The sequence below is a fragment of the Erythrobacter sp. genome (assembly GCF_039988855.1).
GTDB lineage: Bacteria > Pseudomonadota > Alphaproteobacteria > Sphingomonadales > Sphingomonadaceae > Erythrobacter.
The window spans coordinates 26,919-45,840 of the sequence record NZ_JBDXIY010000016.1; the positions used below are offsets into that span (position 1 = coordinate 26,919).

The 18,922-nt window shown below is 55.5% G+C and carries 22 protein-coding genes; 9 read left to right on the top strand and 13 right to left on the bottom strand.

Going from position 1 to position 18,922, the window contains the following annotated elements; genetic code table 11:
- Positions 1–38: 38 nt before the first annotated feature.
- The gene (locus ABJ205_RS07810) at positions 39–2,048 is read right to left on the bottom strand and encodes a ribonucleoside-diphosphate reductase subunit alpha (RefSeq protein WP_348159772.1); all 2,010 of its coding nucleotides are present in this window, start codon (positions 2,046–2,048) and stop codon (positions 39–41) included.
- A gap of 553 nt (positions 2,049–2,601) precedes the next feature.
- Between ABJ205_RS07810 and nrtS the strand changes: the two genes are divergently transcribed.
- On the top strand, positions 2,602–2,862 hold the full coding sequence (gene nrtS / locus ABJ205_RS07815; RefSeq protein WP_348159774.1) for a nitrate/nitrite transporter NrtS: 261 nt from the start codon (positions 2,602–2,604) through the stop codon (positions 2,860–2,862).
- Here the strand turns inward: nrtS and ABJ205_RS07820 are convergent.
- The 5 genes from ABJ205_RS07820 to nadB form a co-directional block, all read right to left on the bottom strand.
- Positions 2,859–3,773: an alpha/beta hydrolase gene (locus ABJ205_RS07820; protein WP_348159776.1), complete on the bottom strand. Its 915-nt coding sequence runs from the start codon at positions 3,771–3,773 to the stop codon at positions 2,859–2,861. The genes nrtS and ABJ205_RS07820 overlap by 4 nt on opposite strands.
- Positions 3,774–3,840: 67 nt before the next feature.
- Positions 3,841–4,815, bottom strand: coding sequence for a TraB/GumN family protein (locus ABJ205_RS07825; RefSeq protein ID WP_348510042.1), 975 nt, complete (start codon positions 4,813–4,815; stop codon positions 3,841–3,843).
- 54 nt (positions 4,816–4,869) lie between these two features.
- Entirely contained in the window at positions 4,870–5,430 is a 561-nt protein-coding gene (locus ABJ205_RS07830; RefSeq protein ID WP_348159779.1) for a VOC family protein, read from the bottom strand.
- Between the two features lie 81 nt (positions 5,431–5,511).
- Positions 5,512–6,255 carry a hypothetical protein gene (locus ABJ205_RS07835; protein ID WP_348159781.1) on the bottom strand — a complete coding sequence of 248 codons (744 nt, stop codon included), beginning with the start codon at positions 6,253–6,255 and terminating at the stop codon, positions 5,512–5,514.
- Positions 6,252–7,865 carry an L-aspartate oxidase gene (nadB, locus tag ABJ205_RS07840; RefSeq protein WP_348159783.1) on the bottom strand — a complete coding sequence of 538 codons (1,614 nt, stop codon included), beginning with the start codon at positions 7,863–7,865 and terminating at the stop codon, positions 6,252–6,254. Before nadB ends, ABJ205_RS07835 begins: the two co-directional genes overlap by 4 nt.
- A 204-nt stretch (positions 7,866–8,069) precedes the next feature.
- On the opposite strand from nadB, the gene ABJ205_RS07845 reads away from it, so the two are divergent.
- Positions 8,070–8,654, top strand: a complete 585-nt coding sequence (locus ABJ205_RS07845) for a hypothetical protein (protein WP_348159785.1) — start codon at positions 8,070–8,072, stop codon at positions 8,652–8,654.
- Positions 8,655–8,674: 20 nt separating this feature from the next.
- Here ABJ205_RS07845 and ABJ205_RS07850 read toward each other — a convergent pair whose 3' ends face one another.
- Positions 8,675–9,664 (bottom strand): MBL fold metallo-hydrolase, encoded by a 990-nt coding sequence (locus tag ABJ205_RS07850; RefSeq protein WP_348159786.1) that lies wholly within the window; start codon positions 9,662–9,664, stop codon positions 8,675–8,677.
- A 102-nt stretch (positions 9,665–9,766) separates the two neighbouring features.
- Between ABJ205_RS07850 and ABJ205_RS07855 the strand changes: the two genes are divergently transcribed.
- Complete coding sequence (locus ABJ205_RS07855; protein WP_348159787.1) at positions 9,767–10,321, top strand: hypothetical protein; 555 nt, start codon at positions 9,767–9,769, stop codon at positions 10,319–10,321.
- Between the two features lie 22 nt (positions 10,322–10,343).
- On the opposite strand, the gene ABJ205_RS07860 is transcribed toward ABJ205_RS07855, so the two are convergent.
- Entirely contained in the window at positions 10,344–11,294 is a 951-nt protein-coding gene (locus tag ABJ205_RS07860) for an ABC transporter ATP-binding protein (RefSeq protein ID WP_348159789.1), read from the bottom strand.
- Positions 11,295–11,408: 114 nt separating this feature from the next.
- Between ABJ205_RS07860 and ABJ205_RS07865 the strand changes: the two genes are divergently transcribed.
- The 4 genes from ABJ205_RS07865 to ABJ205_RS07880 all read left to right on the top strand — a co-directional run bounded on the left by ABJ205_RS07865 (position 11,409) and on the right by ABJ205_RS07880 (position 13,551).
- Entirely contained in the window at positions 11,409–11,990 is a 582-nt protein-coding gene (locus ABJ205_RS07865) for a DUF4402 domain-containing protein (RefSeq protein ID WP_348159790.1), read from the top strand.
- A gap of 102 nt (positions 11,991–12,092) precedes the next feature.
- The gene (locus tag ABJ205_RS07870) at positions 12,093–12,299 is read left to right on the top strand and encodes a zinc-finger domain-containing protein (protein WP_348159792.1); all 207 of its coding nucleotides are present in this window, start codon (positions 12,093–12,095) and stop codon (positions 12,297–12,299) included.
- A 138-nt stretch (positions 12,300–12,437) separates the two neighbouring features.
- Positions 12,438–12,983 carry a DUF4402 domain-containing protein gene (locus ABJ205_RS07875; RefSeq protein ID WP_348159793.1) on the top strand — a complete coding sequence of 182 codons (546 nt, stop codon included), beginning with the start codon at positions 12,438–12,440 and terminating at the stop codon, positions 12,981–12,983.
- Positions 12,984–13,089: 106 nt separating this feature from the next.
- Complete coding sequence (locus tag ABJ205_RS07880; RefSeq protein WP_348159795.1) at positions 13,090–13,551, top strand: hypothetical protein; 462 nt, start codon at positions 13,090–13,092, stop codon at positions 13,549–13,551.
- Here ABJ205_RS07880 and ABJ205_RS07885 read toward each other — a convergent pair.
- Positions 13,521–13,976, bottom strand: a complete 456-nt coding sequence (locus tag ABJ205_RS07885) for a hypothetical protein (RefSeq protein WP_348159797.1) — start codon at positions 13,974–13,976, stop codon at positions 13,521–13,523. The genes ABJ205_RS07880 and ABJ205_RS07885 overlap by 31 nt on opposite strands.
- A gap of 221 nt (positions 13,977–14,197) precedes the next feature.
- On the bottom strand, positions 14,198–15,172 hold the full coding sequence (locus ABJ205_RS07890) for a nitronate monooxygenase family protein (protein ID WP_348159799.1): 975 nt from the start codon (positions 15,170–15,172) through the stop codon (positions 14,198–14,200).
- Between the two features lie 170 nt (positions 15,173–15,342).
- Between ABJ205_RS07890 and ABJ205_RS07895 the strand changes: the two genes are divergently transcribed.
- Both ABJ205_RS07895 and gloA read left to right on the top strand, forming a co-directional pair.
- Positions 15,343–16,314 (top strand): oxidoreductase, encoded by a 972-nt coding sequence (locus ABJ205_RS07895; protein WP_348159801.1) that lies wholly within the window; start codon positions 15,343–15,345, stop codon positions 16,312–16,314.
- A 56-nt stretch (positions 16,315–16,370) separates the two neighbouring features.
- Complete coding sequence (gloA, locus tag ABJ205_RS07900) at positions 16,371–16,859, top strand: lactoylglutathione lyase (RefSeq protein ID WP_348159803.1); 489 nt, start codon at positions 16,371–16,373, stop codon at positions 16,857–16,859.
- On the opposite strand, the gene ABJ205_RS07905 is transcribed toward gloA, so the two are convergent.
- The 3 genes from ABJ205_RS07905 to ABJ205_RS07915 are packed head-to-tail and all read right to left on the bottom strand — an operon-like array spanning position 16,856 to position 18,922.
- Positions 16,856–17,713, bottom strand: a complete 858-nt coding sequence (locus ABJ205_RS07905) for a DMT family transporter (RefSeq protein ID WP_348159804.1) — start codon at positions 17,711–17,713, stop codon at positions 16,856–16,858. The two genes, gloA and ABJ205_RS07905, sit on opposite strands and share 4 nt — an antisense overlap.
- A complete protein-coding gene (locus tag ABJ205_RS07910; RefSeq protein WP_348159806.1) occupies positions 17,710–18,417 on the bottom strand; it encodes an endonuclease III in 708 nt (235 codons plus the stop codon). The genes ABJ205_RS07905 and ABJ205_RS07910 overlap by 4 nt, the downstream gene beginning before the upstream one ends.
- Positions 18,395–18,922, bottom strand: a complete 528-nt coding sequence (locus ABJ205_RS07915) for a metal-dependent hydrolase (protein ID WP_348159808.1) — start codon at positions 18,920–18,922, stop codon at positions 18,395–18,397. Before ABJ205_RS07915 ends, ABJ205_RS07910 begins: the two co-directional genes overlap by 23 nt.

Here is an 18,922-nt window from a genome sequence, read left to right on the forward strand (position 1 = left end):
TTGGCTCGGCGGGGGTTTCGTTTCTTCGTTTAAGGGTCTCACTGACAGCTAAGGCATTCCTCGTAATCGGTTTGCTCTGCGCTCAGTTCAAACTTGGCAGCATCTGCGGTGTTATCTGCTTCCACACCGCCGGCAAAACCTGCGCGCTGAACCGACTTAGACCGGAGATAATAGAGCGATTTGATGCCTTTCTCCCATGCTTGGAAGTGGAGCATCATCAGGTCCCATTTATCGACGTCTGCCGGGATAAAGAGGTTCAGAGACTGTGCCTGATCGATGTAAGGCGAGCGGTCCGCGGCAAATTCAAGCAGCCAACGCTGGTCGATTTCAAAGCTGGTTTTGAAGCTCGATTTTTCCTCTTCGGAAAGGAAGTCGAGGTGCTGAACACTGCCGCCACGCTCAAGGATCGAATTCCACACATTGGCCGAATTCTTGCTTTTCTTATCAAGCAGTTTCTCAAGATATGGATTCTTGACGATGAAGGAGCCCGACAGCGTTTTGTGGGTGTAGATGTTGGCAGGGATCGGCTCGATGCAAGCCGACGTGCCGCCGCAAATGATCGAAATCGACGCGGTCGGCGCGATTGCCATTTTGCAAGAAAAACGCTCCATCGCGCCCATTTCTGCCGCATCCGGGCAAGGGCCGCGTTCTTGGGCAAGCAACATCGACGCCTCAGACGCTTTGGCTTGGATGTGCTTGAACATCTTAAGGTTCATGGCTTTTGCCATAGCGCTCTCAAAACCCAAGCCTTTTTGCTGCAGGAAGGAGTGGAAGCCCATCACGCCCAAACCAACCGAACGCTCCCGCTCAGCCGAATAGCGGGCACGCGCCATTTCATCAGGCGCGCGGTCGATGTAATCCTGAAGCACATTGTCGAGCATGCGCATCACGTCTTCGATGAATTGCTTATCGCCGTTCCACTCATCCCATTTTTCGAGGTTGAGCGATGACAGGCAGCACACAGCGGTGCGGTCATTGCCAAGGTGGTCAATGCCGGTTGGCAGAGTGATTTCAGAGCACAGGTTCGAGGTCGAAACCTTGAGGCCCAAATCGCGGTGATGCTTTGGCATCATGCGGTTCACCGTGTCGTTGAACACGATGTAGGGTTCACCTGTTGCAAGGCGGGTTTCCACTAGCTTCTGGAACAGCGAACGCGCATCGACCTTGCCGCGCACTTCGCCGGTTTTAGGTGATTTGAGCTCAAACTCGGACCCATCACGCACCGCTTCCATGAACTCATCGGTGAGCAGGACGCCGTGGTGAAGGTTCAATGCCTTACGGTTGAAATCGCCAGAAGGTTTGCGGATTTCGAGGAATTCCTCAATCTCTGGGTGCGACACATCAAGGTAACACGCAGCCGAACCCCGGCGCAGAGACCCTTGTGAGATCGCCAGAGTGAGCGAGTCCATAACGCGCACAAACGGAATGATACCGCTGGTCTTACCGTTAAGGCCAACCGGCTCACCAATGCCGCGAACATTGCCCCAATAGGTGCCAATGCCGCCGCCTTTGGAGGCCAGCCACACATTCTCGTTCCACGCGCCAACAATCCCGTTCAGGCTGTCAGACACAGAGTTGAGATAGCAGCTGATCGGGAGGCCGCGTGATGTACCGCCATTTGAAAGAACAGGGGTCGCAGGCATGAACCACAGGTTCGAAATGTAGTTGTAGAGGCGCTGTGCGTGTTCGGCGTCATCCGCATAGGCATCGGCAACGCGCGCAAACAGGTCCTGATATTTCTCACCGGGAAGCAAATAACGATCCGTAAGCGTTTCCTTGCCGAATTCGGTAAGATTTGCATCGCGGCTTTCATCGATCTGCACATCAAAACGGCGATCGTTCACCTTTTTGCTGTCGGTTGACGCCGCAGACTTTGCCGCCTGCGCCACAGCATTGCCAAGCGCCTCTGCGCTCTTCTCTGCGATCAGCGCATCGCTGCCTTTGTCCGCTTTTTCCATCGTTACTGCCTTTTGCGCCTTTTCTTCGGTCCCCGTGACATCACCGGTTTCGGTGTCGCTGAGCACGTCTTCGCCTGCTTTAAATTCCATTATCGCCCCAATTTATGTCACTTCGAATCAGTTGGGCTGCGTCATCAGACAATAGCACCTTTGTTCCGATTCTGTTCCAAACATATTCATCGACAGCTTTTGCCCGTTTTTTCCGTGAGGATACACACAGGTCAAAGCACCACATTTCCTACCAATCCACCACAGCTCCCAAAGACTTGAGTGAATCTTCCCCTGTTTCGCCCTTCAACGTTAAGGAAGAGCCGAAAGAAGCACACAACAATTTGGGGGTCCCATGCGAACCGAACCCCTAGATGATGAATCAGGACTTGAAATGGGTCAACGGGCAATTAACCATGAAATCGCACCAATACCGATTTAAACACTATGTTGCAGCGCAGCGACGCGCGGGAAAAGCTTGAGTCGTGCAATGCGCAAGCCCCAAATTGAATCTGTGAAGAAAAATTTGGTGATTGAATCATGTGAATCAATCCTTGAATCTTTCGCACAAAGGCTTGCAATATTGTTGCGGCATTCAATGCACGGTTCTGAAGATGGAAGCGGAGCACCCACAAACACAAAGAGAGGATTCTGCGTGATTAATTACTCTGCGTTGAACCAATGCATAGATGCGCCCGTCCTTAAAAGGTCGGTGGCCGTATCCATCGTTGTTGGCACCATCCTTTGCGCGATCAATCAAGGCGATGCCATCTTGGCTGGCGAAAGCATCGTAGTTTGGAAGGTAGTCCTCACTTATGTCGTGCCATTTTGTGTGGCGACCTATGGCGCGTACAGCGCCTGTGTCGCTCACTCCAAAATGACAGATGCCAAGCCCAATGTGCCCGGCGCAGATTAGGCGGGTTCGCGAGCTCTCACACTCACAGACCGGGCATGTTCCGCCACATGACCAGCCAAAAGCTCAATCAGTTCAGGCGGCAAGTCGTGGCCCCATCCCGGGATCGTAACAAGCTTTGCGCCGGGAATATGTTTGGCCGTGTCCTGGCCGCCTTCAAGCTTAACCAGCGGGTCTCCCTCACCGTGCAGCACCAATGTCGGCGCGGTGACAGAGGCGAGGCGTGAACGCCTGCAACCATCGTCAATGATCGCGGCCAATTGGCGCGGCAATCCCGGAGGATAGACGCTGCGGCGAACACTCTTAAGGGTCCGCTCACGGGCCCGTTCGGGGTCAGGCGGATAGCCGGGTGAGCCAATATTCCTCGCGATATTGAGCCCGTGCGCCACAAGGTCTTCTTCATCCAAGGATTTGAGCGGGGCAACCAATGCCTCCATCGCGGACTTATCCGCCATCGGAAGCGAACCGTTACCCGTGGTCGACATGATCGAGGTAAGCGACAACAATCGCTCTGGATGATTAATGCCGACAAGCTGAGCGATCATCCCCCCCATGCTCGCGCCCACCACATGCGCCTTGCCGATTTCAAGTGCCGTCATAAGGCCCACAGCATCATCGGCCATCGCTTCAAGCTTGTAAGGCACCTTTGCGGGCCAGCCGATCTTTTTGCGGATGACTTGCCACGCTGGGCTTGGCGCTTTTGCCCCTTCAAATTTTTGCGAGAGGCCAATGTCGCGGTTGTCATAGCGAATGACCCGGAACCCATGACCGACAAGCGCTGCGACCAATTCATCTGGCCACAAAGTCATCTGTGCACCAAGGCCCATGATGAGCAGGATTGTTTCATGCGCAGGGTCGCCATGATCTTCGTAGAAAAGCTCAATCCCGGTGTTGGGCGTGGTGATAGTGGGCATGGGCGCGAAGAATCCTTAAGTTGCTTTCTAGGACCTACAATGCAGACAAGCACGGCAAGAGCAAGTGTTAGTCGTCCAATTGCGGTTCGGAAGGCCCTCGCCAATCGGGCCCGCCAATCAAGAAATCTCGTGCCTCAAGCTGGTCCAGAACGCCGTCTTGCTCCGCCAGAACGCGCAAGGGCACGACTGCAAGTGTGACGCCCGGTTGAGCCGAAGCCTCCGAAATCATGCCCACCCATTGGCCCCGAATTTCATTGCCGAGATCATCATCGGCCCAAGGCCAGCATGTCCCAAGCGCGATTTCCAGCGGGTTGTCCATCACGGCGGGAATATCAAAGCTGCGCCAGTCATCGCCGCGCTTTTCAATAATCGACTGCCCCTCCTCGGTCGCGCTCATTGCGGCTTCAAGGCACGGGATATGGCTTTCTGGCGGCGCGTCAGCCAGATTGTCGAGCAGGTCTTCCCCGCGAAAGCGTTCTGGACGCGAAATCGGCACATCGGCCTTATTCGCGGCTTTCTTCACGATGTCGGTGGCGTCTTTGAGGGTGTCGTCATCAAAATCGAGACGGCGGGCAAGCAGATCAAAGCTTGTCATCAGGAAGGATCGCCGATCGTAGTCGATATCATGTTCTTCTTCGAGCGCTGCCAAGCGCGCGCGCTGCTCATCACTCAGATATTGCGCCGCTACCGTTTTGTCCGGAAGCTTCGTGAACTTGCCCCCGCTAAAGATCAGCCGAAAGGCATCTCCGGGCGAAAATTTGGCCCTAGCGCGAAGGATAACCCGGTCGGCTTCTTTGGTTGCTTCTTCCAAACGGTCCGGAAACCAAGGCGTCGATTCGGGCACAGCGCGGATTTCTCCGACAAGGATGATAGTACTCGCATCCGGGCCAGTGCCGGTATCAATCGTCCACATGGGTGCGCCAGAACGCTGAGCCGTGACGACGATTGAGTTTTGCGAATCACCAGACGCATCTTGAGCAAGGCCCGCAACCGGCGATGCAAACAGTGCCGCAGAGACGAAGCCAAACTTTGTCCAAACCATAGAGATTACATTATCCATGACCCTATGGCTGACAGGTGAACATGGGAGCCAATATCACTTCTTAGCCTGGGCGCGGCTGCGTCCGCCGGGCACTGCGAACTCCAAACGGTTGCCGCTAGGTTCGCGCAGGATCATGTGGATCGTCGGTCCTCCGCCATTGGGTTCAGGCGAAAACTCGATTGTGACACCGGGCCAATCGGCCATTTTCGTATGGAGCTCGTCCAGTGTTTCGATATCGGGCACGGTAAAGGCCAGATGGTGGAGGCCCACATTGTTCTTACGGTCAAAAGAGATCGCATTGGCAGGATCACTCGCCCGCCAAAGGGTCACAAACACGCTGCCATCGGTCACAAATACGGACGGGTAATCGGGAAAACCTCCTGCCGTGCGCCAACCTAAACCATCCACAAAGAATGCCACGCTTGCATCAAGGTCAGTCACGGTCAGCCCAATATGGTTGACGCCCTGAGTAATGGGCTGAGTGATGGGCCGAGTAGTGGAAGAAGGAGCCTCAGAAGGCGTCTCAGCCTGAGCCGAATGCGCCAAAACCGGCGATGCACAAAGGCCCATCATTGCTGCAATGAATAATGAAAAGAGCGTCATCGTTCGTATCATGGCTGAGCCTCCTGAAAGCCTGTTACCGGTTATCCGCGCGCATCAACGCCTTTGTTACAAAGCAATCGGGCCCGAAGCGCTTTACTCCTGAGCGGCAGGCAGCCGCACGATCACAGAAGTCGTCTCGCTGTCATCATCATAGGCGCAGTGAACACGCAGCAAAGGCGGTTTATTGCCTTTGCCCAAAAACCAAAACCCAAGCCATTCCGCATGATAGCATTGCTCGGCTGAAACGGTGCGTTCTTCAAAAAACTGCCTTGTTGTCATTGATGCCGAACGCGGGTGATCGGTCACATTATCAGCCATGAAACGGCCCACATGGTTCAGTTTTGCCTGAATATCTTCGCGCGTGATCCACAACGCTGGACCAGTGTCAAATTGCACTTGGACCGCGCCATCAACCATGGTGATTTTTGCAGTTGGAGTAGACTTAGGCACGGTCAACGCCGCCGTCCAAGGGAGCCCGCCTCGCGCCCTCATGACGCTGTAAGGATCAATAGACTCAATCCCGGCATCGCGCTTGATCGAATAACCGGCCAAATCGCCATCATCGGTGTAATCCGAAGAATGCACAAATTTGTCGACGACGATCACCTCCTCCTCGCCGGACCGAAGGTCTTGAACAATCAGGAATATCTCAGCACGCAAAGCTTCGTAATAGCCAAGGTTATCAGTGACCGTGCGCAGGAGAAACAGATGCGTCCCGCTCATCCCGACAGGCTCTTCGTGGATATCAATGAAGGTATCGGGCGACGCGTTTGCAGGGCTGGCCAATGCCAAGAAACTGGCACAAAATGCTGCGAAAAGGGCCCTGAAAAGGCTCACGGCACCAGCACCGTATCGCGCACGCTCGTCTTCAGCTCGGGATAATCCATTGTATAATGTAGTCCTCGGCTTTCCTTACGGGTCAAGGCCGATTGCACAATCAGCTCTGCCGATTGCAGCAAGTTGCGAAGCTCAATCAGGTCAGTCGTGACAACGAAACTGCCGTAATATTCTTCAACCTCTTGGCGCAGCAGAGCGATGCGGTTGGCGGCGCGCTCCAATCGCTTGGTCGTCCTCACAATGCCGACATAATTCCACATGAAACGGCGGATCTCGGTCCAATTCTGCTTGATCACAACCTGTTCATCGGAATCCGACACCCGGCTTTCATCCCATGGCAGGATCGCAGGGGGTTCAAGCAATTCGTCCCATTTGACCAAAATATCCTCCGCCGCCGCCTCGCCGAATACAAAGCATTCGAGCAAGCTGTTGGATGCAAGCCGGTTGGCCCCGTGAAGGCCGCTTTCAGTGCATTCGCCCGCCGCCCAAAGGCCGGGCAGATCGGTGCGCGCGTGCAAATCCACCACAATCCCGCCGCAGGTATAATGCTGTGCCGGGACAACGGGGATAGGCTCTTTGGTCATATCAATGCCAAGACCCATCAGCTTCTCATGGATCGTGGGGAAGTGTTCGCGCACAAATTCAGGCGGCTGATGACTGATATCAAGATGCACGTAATCAAGGCCAAAGCGCTTGATCTGATCGTCGATTGCACGCGCGACCACATCGCGCGGCGCGAGTTCCATACGCTCTTTGTCGTAATCGGCCATAAAACGGTGGCCGGTTTCTGGGTGGAACAGCCTACCACCCTCGCCGCGCACCGCCTCTGTGATGAGGAAGTTTTTGACTTCGAGATTATAGAGGCACGTCGGGTGGAATTGCATCATCTCCATATTGGAGACACGCGATCCGGCCCGCCACGCCATAGCGATGCCGTCCCCGGTTGCGCCGCGCGGAGCGGTGGAGAATTGGTACACCCGCCCCGCTCCGCCCGCTGCCAGAATGGTGGCGCGCGCAAGGTGGCGTTCGACCCTGCCTGTCTCTTCATTAAGGGCATAAACGCCCCAAACATGGCCTGCGCCCGAATAGTGTTCGCGGTTGCGATCGGTGATGAGATCAATCGCAGTGCGCCCGCCCAGCATGGTGATATTGGGGCTGGCCTTTGCTGCGTTTAAAAGCGCTTCTTGCACCGCCCAACCGGTCGCATCGTCAACATGGACGATCCGGCGGTGCGAATGCCCGCCTTCGCGTGTGAGGTGCAGGTCGCCTGAGTCTTTGTTGAAAGGAACGCCCAGCTCAACCAGCCGGTCAATGCTCTCCGGTGCGCGTTCGATCACAAACTCGACCGCTTCCCGATCGTTCAGGCCCGCGCCTGCAACCATCGTGTCGCGCACATGGTTTTCAAACGTATCGCCTGCATCCAGAACCGCCGCGATGCCGCCTTGCGCCCATGCGGTGGAGCCCCCGGTAAGCGATCCCTTGGCAAGGACGAGCACGCGCTTACTCGTCGCCAGCTCCAACGCAGCGGTAAGTCCAGCCGCACCGGATCCGATTATGATGACGTCAAACGCGCTTGCCGGCGCCTTTGTGCTTTCAGCTTGATTGGCCATAGCCTTACCCAATGGCGCGAAGGTTCAAAGGTGGCAAGGGTTTGAGGCCATGCGCGCTGCCTGAAAAGGCGCCAACTGAGCTTCCCCGGTTAAAGCGGGTTGCGATCCAGTTCCTGCGCAAGCAAATGGCCCGGTGTCGCAATCGTCCAAGCTTTCCAAGCGCAATCCAGTAAGATGGAGAAAATTCTGGAGGATCTTGTCTCAATGAAAAAGTTCGCGATTTCCGTCAAACATCTCGCTGCGTGCGCTGCGATTGGCACCGCTTGGGCCCATCCAGCGGTTGCTCAGGATGCGCCTATCAAAACCGTGTTTCTGGAAAAAACCGATGGCGCGCAGAACGTCACGGTTAAGGCGACCGGAACAGTATGTTCGCTCATTTGGCTCGACAATGCGCAAAACAACAGTTTTTCCATCTCTATCGGCAAGACCGTTATAACCAGTCAGATTATACTATTCAGCACTGAAAACATTGGTGAGCACGCCGGCCAAATGACCTTACGCCGTTTAACAACGGACGGCATAAAAAGCGTCACGACGCAATTCAGCAAAGGCGTGGCCGGCCGCTTCGAGGATATCGTTCTCTACAAATACATCGCGAGCCTTTACCGTTTGGGTTTGGATTTTAGCGTTCTTGAACAGAGCGGCGATCTGCTGCTTCAAACGGACACTGACGGCCCCGCCATTTTCAGTTTCCGAGGTGTTCTGCGTGATGAGGCTGTTGAAGCTTTGGGCACATGCCTTGCATCTCAAGCGCAGCATTGGACGATGGAACAAGGCACCGATATGTGACCGGCCCGCGATTTCACAAACTACAGCGCGTAGCAATCCAGATCATTGGCGACGCTAACAGGGCCTTGGTAATGTTTGCCAATAGCTTCGAGCCCCTCGTCCAGCCGCTTAAGCGATCGCTGCATATTGTGAGTAAGCACCAAGTTTGCAGGCGCAAGAGCAGAGGCCAGCTCACCAATTTGCGAAGGTGTTCGGTGGAGCCCGCGCGGTTGGCCGTCGCCGCCATGGATAACATGATGGGCAAACAGGATGGTGGGCTTGGCGTTTGTGAGATCGGTGAGAAAACGCTCGCTCAAGAAGCTTTGGTCACCAGTGATTGCAACGCTTCTATCGCCCGCTTCAATCACAAACCCCAAAGAGGGAACAGGGCCATGGTGCACGGGGTGCGCCATGATCGAATAGTCATTGGATACATCAAGGCCAGCAGGACCGGCTGATCCTTGTTCAGTGGTGATTTCGCGCGCTTCGATCAGAGGCTTATTCTCAGTCCCATCAAGAAAGCCGCCATTGTATGCAAATGCGCCGCTTTCCTTTGACATAAGGCGCGCAAGAAATTCCTTAGTCCCGGCAAAGCGCGGCGCGGCATCCGGGCCGATAATGATAAGCGGCTCCGTGCGTCCTTCAAACCCGCCAGAGTTCAATATATCGATCAGATCGCCCGCATGATCGGCATGCAGATGGGTGAGGACAATCGCATCCAATGTAGCAATCGATCCGCCGGCTTGCGCAAAGCGAAAGAAACTGCCTGACCCCGCATCCACCAAAACCCGCGCCTCCCCATCAATCCAGAGGAGATAAGACGTTCCAGCGCGCGCCTCAGCACCGCCTTCTGCGATTGGTCCGCCGCTGCCCAGAACTTGGATGGCAGCGCCTTCAGTGGGGCAATCCAGAGGCTGTCCGGCGCGCGGAACGCTACTGACTATCTGTTGCTCTGCCGCCTCGCTGGGTACGCCTCCAAACCAGCAGCCTGACAAGCCCAACATGCTGAGCAGCATCACCGTTTTACGCATAGTCCAAGGCCTTCTTGTTCAGTTGCGGCTTTAATCAAACCGTGTAATTTGTATGCTGGCACATCCGGCAGACAAGCGAAAGGCGAAGAGATGAGGCGGCGAATGAACGGGGCGATTCTCTCAAGTCTGGCTTTTTGCTTTGCGAGCCTGACATTCACAGCCGGCACGCCCTTACTTGCCCAAAGCGAGGCATATTTTAGAGCGAGCGATGCCGCCTTCGATTACCGGATCGATGCAAGACCGGAACTGTGCTCTCTGGTCTTAATCAATCGCACCGATCGATCAGGATTTAATTTCAGCGTCGGCAAAACCGGCGCCCTGAGCACTTTCACACTGTTCTCTCAGGTGGATATGGCACCTGAAAGGGGCGATGATATGCGCCTAAAAATCCACGGGGAAGACAGGACGCTTGAGCGCACAGCTTCTTTTGGTAAGTCACCCGATCCCGGCGGTGTGATCTATTATTACGTCAATCTCTCGGCGATTGGCGCTGATCACACAACGCCGAGATATATCCGCGGCTTTACACTTGAATATCAAGGCAAACAGCCGGGACGTTTCAACATCGCGTTTGACGGACCCGCATATTTGAGGAGCGTAAGCGCATTTGAAACCTGCGTCAGCGAGCTTCCCTCGCACTGGACGTTTTCACCATAGGGCGCAGATAGCAGAGCGAAGATTAGGCACCGCCCCCGGTTAATTGCACAAAGACATCTTCCAGATCCGCCTCACGGGTGGTTACGTCTTCAATCGTGAGGCCCTGGGCCTGAAGAATACCGAGCACTTGGCCTGCGTTCATTTTGTCCTTGTCATAGGTAATTTCGGCCCCGCGCTCGCCTGTGACTTCAACCTTGTTGAACGCATCATGCGAAGGCGCTTTGGCAAGATCATCCGCCACCGTCACCGCGACAATCTTCTCGCGGGCCATATCGACAAGCTCGCGCGTTGGTTTGTGCGCGATAAGTTCGCCGTGATTGATGATCGCAATCTCGTCACACAGCTCTTCGGCTTCTTCGAGATAATGCGTGGTGAGGACAATGGTGACCCCTTCACGGTTTAGCTCGCTGACCAAATCCCAAAGCTGGCGGCGCAGTTCCACATCAACGCCCGCTGTTGGCTCATCCAGAACCAGAATGGGCGGGGAATGCACCATGGCCTTTGCCACCAATAACCGCCGCTTCATGCCCCCGGACAGCGTGCGGGCATAGGCATTGCGTTTGTCGGCAAGGCGCACCGCTTCGAGCAATTCCTCGCTCCGGCGATCGCCAGCGCCAATGCCATAAAAACCGCCTTGATTCTCCAACACCTCAAAAGGAGTGAAAAACGGATCGAAGACGATTTCTTGCGGCACAATGCCGATCGCGCGGCTCGCATTGCGGCGCTGCTCGTCAATATCAAAACCCCAGATTTCAGCAGAGCCATCGGTCTTGTTAACGAGGCCGGCCAGAATATTGATGAGGGTCGATTTGCCTGCACCATTTGGGCCCAGCAGCCCGAAGATCGAACCTTCGGGTACATCAAAGCTAACCCCCTTAAGGGCCAATTTCCCTTCCGCCTCAGCGCCTTTTGCACCTTTGGGCGCAGCGTAACGTTTGACGAGATTGTCGATCCGGATGGCAGGTGCAGTCATAGGGGTCAGCCATAGACGCAAGGCGCGCGGACGCAAGAGGCCCCTAAACATGAATCGCGCGTTAAGTCTGTTTGGTTAGCACCTCGACACACAAGCGTTTTAGTCACCATCATTGTGAAACCAACGTATGACCATAAACAAGGGGCAGCGCCCGTCTTTTCGCTTGCCAAGCTGGTTGCGTCGCTGTGCGCGCTTTGGCTTGTGGCGAACCCCGCTCACGCGCAATCGTCAAGCAATGTCGATACACAGACGGTTCTCCTTGAGCCGCTAACGTTGGCGAAGCTTTCAGACATGGATTTTGGCGATTTGCTCGTCACGACGGGTGGGACAGTCGTATTATCTGCCGATTCAGTGACGACCTGTATCGCCACCGGCGGTGTGGTTCACACACAAGAATGTCAGCCAGCGACCTTTGCTGGCTCTGGCATATCAGGGCAACGTGTCCGGGTTAGGCGCCCAATCGGACGCACCATCACGCTGACGGGGCCAGGCGATGACATGACCGTCACTGATTTCACCATAGATGGCGGCGCAACGCTTAATCTTGTGAACTCCAACCCAAACTGGGAACGCTTCCGGATCAACACCCTCGACGGAGTTTTCATTTTCCGCGTGGGAGGCACTCTGAATGTGAATCCGAATCAGTTGCCGGGCGTTTACGCTGGATCATTCGACATTCGGATCGACTACCAATAATTGCGTACAACCCTTTTGGGCGCATGCACAATCAACCTCGGTGTTCAATAGAGAATTCAACGCGGTTGAATTTGTTTTGCGGTGGGATTAATCCGCTCTCCCATGACCAATACGGCACCTGAAATCATTAAAGTCGAAACTCGGCGAGTAAGCTGCGACGGCGCAAGCTCAATCCGCGGCGGCAAGGGTTATCGCCCTGCAGCGCTTGGCCACCCATTAATCTACATGGAGATTGATGAGCAGGGTTTTGTGGACTGCGGCTATTGCGATCGGCGATTTATTCTAACCGGCGGTCCTGCGGACACATAAGAACCCGTTAACGGCCAAAAACCCGGTAAAATCCCCGCAATTCCGGCAAAAACAACCAATTGGTCGGACACAAATTTCAAAGAAAATTAATGGTCTCTCTTTAATGGTCAATCGTTCGAAGCGGTTAGGCACGACTTAATGATTGACTTGAAGAAACTGATTGGATTGCTGAGCGTAATACTCGGCCTCGGGCTTTTGCCAGCCAGCGCGGCTGCGCAAGACACAGAAGCCGCCGATGCGCAGGCGTTTCTCGTCACGCCGCTAAGTTTTGTTAAGCAGCTCGATCTGGATTTTGGCCAAATCATCCCCGGCGACACGCCAGGTGTGATTGTAATGGACTCAGCTGGAGACATCGTAACAACCGGCGGCGTCACGCAAATTGAAGGCACTCAGCAACCAGCCCGTTTTGCGGGATTTGGCCAGTTTAACCAGACCGTACTCATCAATGTCGACGCCACGTCTTACATCCTGACACGCAATGGCGGAACCGAGACCATGCTGATGGATACGCTGCTTATCGGCAGTCAGCCACCCATCATCATCAACACCAATCCGCGCCGGTTTCGCATTGCCAATCCCGCTGGCTTCTTCTTTTTCACGATTGCAGGCCGCCTTCAGGTCCCCGCCAACGCGGTGCCGGGCGTCTATGAAGGCGAATTTTCGGTCACACTCGAATATGAGTGAACGCCGCCAGTCGGCACAATCGCAAGTCTCCAACCCTGATTAGTTAGTCATCTACCGTTCAGCGACCACGTCACAAGGTGTATGAAAGGGTTTGTAGGAGCTTGTTATGATTCGCACATTCACACCCAAGTTGGTCCTTTCATCTGGGATTGCCGCGCTTGCGCTGCTTGGTGCATCGCCGACCATTGCCGAAGATGTTCCCCAAGACACACAGGCCGACTCATCTGAAGAGATGAGTAAAGGCGAAGCAAGGCTTGCGCGCTTGCTTGAAGGCCGTGTCGCAGGCGAGCCGCGTGATTGCATACGCGAGTTTCGCAGTTCCCGCATGCAGACAATCAATGAGACAGCCTATGTCTATGGCCGCGGAGATACGATCTACGTTCAACGCACGCGCCATCCGGACGATATCGACGATGACGATGTCTTGGTGATCCGTAAGACGAGCAGCACACAGCTTTGCCGCTTGGACTTTATCACCTCGGTTGATCGGTTCAGCGGTTTCTTCACCGGCGGTGTTCAGTTCGACAAGTTCGTGCCTTACACCCGCGTGGACGAAGAGCAGCTTTGATCCTCATAACGCAGCACACAAGGCTGCGTATCGATAGGGCTGCGTATCAATGACGCCATAGGATTGGGCATTGCCCAGACCATTTCATGCGTGCGTCCACGCCAAGCCACCGCGTGGCGTTCGGGCTCTGCTGAAAGTTGCGCGCGGATCTTGGGGCTGTTCCAAATGGCCTCATCGCGAAGGATGGTTTTCGCCTGCGCTCTGACAGCTTCGACTGGCGGCATGCCATCAAAAACGTGACTTCGCCGCCGCTTCTTGGGCATTGGCAGAGGCGGGGTGACCGTCCCCTGGTTTACCAAGCCGCGCACATGCGAGTTGCCGCCAGCAGCAAGCAACATCCATGACCGCCGTCCAGCGAGCCATGCCAGACCAGCTGTCAAAAACAGTGAGCAAACCCAAATGCTTCCAACCACGAGAACGCTCACTACCCTGTCTCCTGACGGGGGTGGTATGGCCCCAAGACAGGAATGGCGTAGTGCAAAAACGGCTAAGGCGAATCCGCAAGGCTACGTAGTCACCCGCCAGTGGCAGATTCGAATTGTGGGCGACTGCGTAAAATGACTCACATCATAAACGAATCGGGTGAGCCGTGGCTTTAACGCCTCCGGCCCGCCCGAATGAATAAGCTCAAGAACTTAGGGGCCTCTCAGGCTGCTTGCATCGCGTTCATGCGGCCAAGGATCGCTTCGGCATCGCCCATGATACCGTCGATCAATTCCTGGCAAGTTGGAATATCGTTGATAAGGCCGGCGACCATGCCGCAGCTCCACGCGCCTTTATCCATCTCACCTTCCATCATGATGGAAGGGTAAACCCCTGCAACTTCGGGCAAAATATCTTGGATCGTTAGATCATCGCCCAACTCTTTTTCTTTCTGCAACAGGCGATCAACCGCTTCGTTTTTCATAACGCGCTCTGTGTTGCGCAGCGGGCGCATGACGAGGCGGGTGTCGAGCTCAGTGGCCTCCACGATTGCGCGCTTCACGTTTTCGTGAACCGGTGCTTCTTTCGTGGCGATAAACCGCGTGCCCATATTCATGCCCTGTGCGCCCATCGCAAGGCTCGCTACAAGACTGCGGCCATCGGCCATTCCGCCTGAGGAGACGAAGGGGATTTCCAGCTCATCTGCCGCGCGCGGCAAAAGGATGAAGTTAGGAATATCGTCTTCGCCCGGGTGACCGCCGCATTCAAAGCCATCAACGCTTACCGCATCGCAGCCGATGGATTGCGCTTTCAAAGAGTGGCGCACGCTGGTACATTTGTGGATCACTTTGATCCCGGCGTCTTTCAAGGGACCGATTAATTCCACCGGGTTGCGGCCCGCTGTCTCGACGGCTTTTACACCGCCTTCGATCACAGCCTTCACAATGCCGGGATAGTCTGGCGGAGTGAGCGTCGGCAGAATTGTGATGTTCACGCCAAACGGCTTGTCCGTCATGTCCTTGCAGCGCGCGATTTCATTGGCGAGATCTGCCGGCGTCTTTTGTGTCAGCCCTGTGATAATCCCAAGGCCGCCCGCATTAGAAACCGCCGCCGCCATTTCGGCAAAACCGACATAATGCATGCCGCCTTGGATAATCGGATGCTGGATGCCGAACATTTCGGTAATGGCGGTTTTCATGGCGCTTTCCTCTCATTTGGTTGCAATTTGAGATGGAACCAAGCCTAATATCGATCTTGGTGCAAGTCTCGGTTTCTAGCCATTGCAATTGGATTGCGCTGAGCCGCCGCGCGCCGTAGCGTAAGCAAAAGAGCAGCACTCTCCTTGTGCTGGCCGTTCCAAGCCGAAAGATGACCATGCCAACACAGCAAACCCCTATCGACTCGCCTTTTGGTTATCGTTCTACTGCGCGCGAAGTGGTGAGCGGCATCGACCTTTCCGGTAAAAATGTGCTGGTGACAGGCGGCTATTCAGGGATCGGCACAGAAACAGTGCGCGCGCTGGCGGGGGCCGGTGCACATGTGATCGTGGGAGCAAGGCGAGCTCAGCAAGCCGAAGCGGTTTTGGCCGAGGCTGAGGGGGCAATCACTGTCCTTCCGCTCGATTTGTCTGATCCTGCCTCAATCGATACCTTTGCAGCGGGGCTGAGTGAGAAATTCGGCCAGCTCGATATTCTCATCAACAATGCGGCGGTCATGGCGAACCCTTTAACCCGCGATGCGCGCGGTTATGAATCCCAATTTGCGACCAATCATTTGGGCCATTTCCAGCTTACTGCGCGGCTTTGGCCCTTGCTTTTGGCGGCGGATAAAGCGCGGGTGGTATGCGTTTCCTCCATTGGTCACCGGCTAAACGCCCTCGATCTAGATGATCTCAATTGGGAGCGGCGCGAATACGAAAAATGGCCCGCATATGGCGCTGCGAAAAGCGCCAATGCGCTGTTTGCACTGCATTTGGATAAAATGGGCGAGCCGCATAAGGTTCGCGCCTTTGCCGTCCACCCTGGCGGCATCGCAACCCCGCTGCAACGTCACCTCACGATGGACGAACAAAAGGCGATGGGATGGTACGATGATGAGGGCAACACGCATGAAGCCTTCAAATCGACCGAAGAAGGCGCATCGACCAGCGTTTGGGTAGCCGTCTCACCTCTGCTTGAAGGGATAGGCGGCGTGTACTGCGAGAATTGCAATATTGGCGCGGTGGCGGATGATGATACGCCAGCGGGCGCAGGTGTCTATCCCCACATCCGGGATGAGGAACTTGCGAACGAACTTTGGCTCAAATCACAAAAACTCACGGGAATTTCTTGGCCCGCGTAGGGCTTTTTCGCAAAACCCGATCCCGGCTGTATCCACTGAACAAAAGGTTCCTTTCAATGTCTTCAAACCCCCACGGCTTTACCCTCAATCATACCATGCTGCGGATCAAAGATCCGGATGCCAGCCTTGCCTTTTACTGCGGCGTTCTTGGCATGACCTTGCTGCGTAAGGTCGATATTGAGGTGGCGGATTTTTCGCTCTATTTTCTGGGGTTTACGGACAGCGACGATGAAGTTCCGCAGGATCCCAAAGAGGCCATCCAATACGTCTTCTCTCGTTCAGGCGTGCTCGAGCTCACCCATAACTGGGGCACCGAAGAGGAAGAAGGCGCGGTTTATCACGACGGCAATTCAGACCCCCGCGGCTTTGGTCACATTGCCTTGGATGTGCCCGATTTTGAGGCGGCTATCGCCCATTTCGACGAAGCAGGCGTGGAGTATCAAAAGCGCCCGGAAGACGGCGCAATGCGGCATATCGCCTTTATCAAGGATCCCGATGGGTATTGGGTCGAAATTCTCAGCGCAAAGATGATGGCCGGGCTTTAATTGCCGGGTTTCCTGAGGGTCAGGACAATACCGGTGAGGATCAAGGCCCCGCCGCCAACCACCTGAAGCGTGAGTGCTTCGGCGAGAAACAACGTGCCGCCTAGAGCGGCTGCAATAGGCGTCGCCAATTGCACACAGGCAACAGTCGCAAGCCCCAAGTCAGGGGCAACGCGGTACCAGATGACATATCCAATCGCTGAGGTGATCGTGCCAGAAAGGACCGCTAAGATGACCCCCTGGGCACTTGGAAATGCGCTGTCAAAGGCGAGCATCGGAGCCACCAGCAGACTTGCGATAAGGAAATAACGCGCGGTGCTGCCACTTGCGCCGCCGGGACGATCCGCCGACCCCCGCCCGATCAGCGTATATGCACCCCAAGCGATCCCTGCCCCTGCCATCAGTAGGCTTGGCAAAAGCGAAGCGGTGCCTCTGGTCGCAGCCTCCCAAGGTGCGAGAACCCACAAGAGGCCAGCGAGCGCCAAAGCAATGCCAAGGCCTCCCAGAACACCGACCTTCTCACCGCGAACAGAGCCATAGAGCAGAATGCTCGCCTGCACCGAACCGAACAGGATCATCGCACCAAGCCCGGCCTCAAGCTGCAAATAGGCAAGCGAGAACCCTGCGACATAGACGGCCAATGCGATGGCTCCGGGAAGATCAGAACGCGAGGGTCGCACACTAAGGTAGGGCAAAAGGATAATCGCGCCTGCTGCCAACCGTATCGCCGAGTAGGCGCCTGCTTCGATCGCTCCATCGCCAAGCGCCGCGCGAGCAAGAAGCGAGTTTCCCGCAAACGCAGCAATCGCGAGCGAAGCGAGGAGGACCTTCTGACCTAATCCAGACATTTTGGTCATTGGGCAAGCACCCCGCCCGACTTGCAATCAGCCCTTAAAGGGCAACCACCGCATTGCGGGGTGCGCGGCCGGCAGAAGGTTTGTCCCAGCTTCTTCAATAGCAGGTGATGTTCATCCATATCGGCCGCCGACCATTCAGACGGAACAATCGGCATGAGTGCATCATAGGTCTTGGCTGTGTCCGCCTTTGCAGGAACCGCCCCCATTCGCTGCATAGTTCGGCGATGGTGACCATCGATCACCATGGCTTTTCGATCAAACGTGCTGGCGTTCATCACGCCCGCAGAATTCTTACGCGCCACTCCGGGAAGCGTCTCCAACCATGCCATCGCTTCCTCAAGCGGAAGGTTTGAAAGATGCGCAAGGCTAACATTGCCCCGCTCGGCGATGATTGCGAGCAGGCAAGCCTTGAGCCGTTTTGCTGCCACGGAAGGGAAACTCTGGCGCTGAAGCCGCGCTTCCAATTCATCCTCTGAGACCGCGGCAACCGCCTCCCAAGAGCCAAATTCCGCGAGCAAACCGTCGCTCGAAGCATTGGACGCAGCGGTCTTGGTTTGCGCGCCGATCACACCATGGACCAACACCCACTCAGGGCTGCGCCGTTTGCTGAGCGGGCGAATGATCCGCCCGAAATGAGAAATCATCGCTTGATGGCTGCGGCGCAAAACCTCGGTCCGATCGTCAGTTCCAAGATCGAGCTGCACGCCGCACTCCCCACCCTACGAGCGCGATCACGGCACATGGAAGCCAAATCCACCAGAGCTCAGACACCAGCGTGTCCAACCCGCGTTCTGAGACGAAATTGCGTCCGATTGGCGATACTAAAATAGGGGTCTCAGGGGCAAAAATACGGGTGTTATCAAACGGCCAAAGAAGCGCAGCTCCCAGTCCGCCATTGGTCAGAGTATCGAGCAATCCGTGACTTGCCATGGACAAAGTCAGGAACGCAAAAGCAACCAAACTGCGCGCATCTTTCCAGATCGCCGACAAAACAGCAGCACAAATCGCGGCAAAGACGATCGAATGGGTCGCACCGCGGTGCCCCCATTCGTGCGCATATTCGATCCCAAACCGGAACCCGGCCACATCCGCGTCGGGCAAAACCGCAAGCACAGCGCCAACGATTGCAAGTCTAGGTGAAACGCGCGTGCGCCCTACTGCAACGGCCAAGGCCAGCGGAACAACTGCATGGGTAAAGACCGTCGGCAA

What these genes read in the sequence shown, in the direction of transcription:
- ABJ205_RS07810 (WP_348159772.1), bottom strand. Translation starts at nt 2,048, where the DNA reads ATGGAATTTAAAGCAGGCGAAGACGTGCTCAGCGACACCGAAACCGGT.
- ABJ205_RS07820 (WP_348159776.1), bottom strand. Translation starts at nt 3,773, where the DNA reads ATGCCCACTATCACCACGCCCAACACCGGGATTGAGCTTTTCTACGAA.
- ABJ205_RS07825 (WP_348510042.1), bottom strand. Translation starts at nt 4,815, where the DNA reads ATGGTTTGGACAAAGTTTGGCTTCGTCTCTGCGGCACTGTTTGCATCG.
- ABJ205_RS07830 (WP_348159779.1), bottom strand. Translation starts at nt 5,430, where the DNA reads ATGATACGAACGATGACGCTCTTTTCATTATTCATTGCAGCAATGATG.
- nadB (WP_348159783.1), bottom strand. Translation starts at nt 7,865, where the DNA reads ATGGCCAATCAAGCTGAAAGCACAAAGGCGCCGGCAAGCGCGTTTGAC.
- ABJ205_RS07845 (WP_348159785.1), top strand. Translation starts at nt 8,070, where the DNA reads ATGAAAAAGTTCGCGATTTCCGTCAAACATCTCGCTGCGTGCGCTGCG.
- ABJ205_RS07850 (WP_348159786.1), bottom strand. Translation starts at nt 9,664, where the DNA reads ATGCGTAAAACGGTGATGCTGCTCAGCATGTTGGGCTTGTCAGGCTGC.
- ABJ205_RS07855 (WP_348159787.1), top strand. Translation starts at nt 9,767, where the DNA reads ATGAACGGGGCGATTCTCTCAAGTCTGGCTTTTTGCTTTGCGAGCCTG.
- ABJ205_RS07860 (WP_348159789.1), bottom strand. Translation starts at nt 11,294, where the DNA reads ATGACTGCACCTGCCATCCGGATCGACAATCTCGTCAAACGTTACGCT.
- ABJ205_RS07870 (WP_348159792.1), top strand. Translation starts at nt 12,093, where the DNA reads ATGACCAATACGGCACCTGAAATCATTAAAGTCGAAACTCGGCGAGTA.
- ABJ205_RS07875 (WP_348159793.1), top strand. Translation starts at nt 12,438, where the DNA reads ATGATTGACTTGAAGAAACTGATTGGATTGCTGAGCGTAATACTCGGC.
- ABJ205_RS07880 (WP_348159795.1), top strand. Translation starts at nt 13,090, where the DNA reads ATGATTCGCACATTCACACCCAAGTTGGTCCTTTCATCTGGGATTGCC.
- ABJ205_RS07890 (WP_348159799.1), bottom strand. Translation starts at nt 15,172, where the DNA reads ATGAAAACCGCCATTACCGAAATGTTCGGCATCCAGCATCCGATTATC.
- ABJ205_RS07895 (WP_348159801.1), top strand. Translation starts at nt 15,343, where the DNA reads ATGACCATGCCAACACAGCAAACCCCTATCGACTCGCCTTTTGGTTAT.
- gloA (WP_348159803.1), top strand. Translation starts at nt 16,371, where the DNA reads ATGTCTTCAAACCCCCACGGCTTTACCCTCAATCATACCATGCTGCGG.
- ABJ205_RS07905 (WP_348159804.1), bottom strand. Translation starts at nt 17,713, where the DNA reads ATGACCAAAATGTCTGGATTAGGTCAGAAGGTCCTCCTCGCTTCGCTC.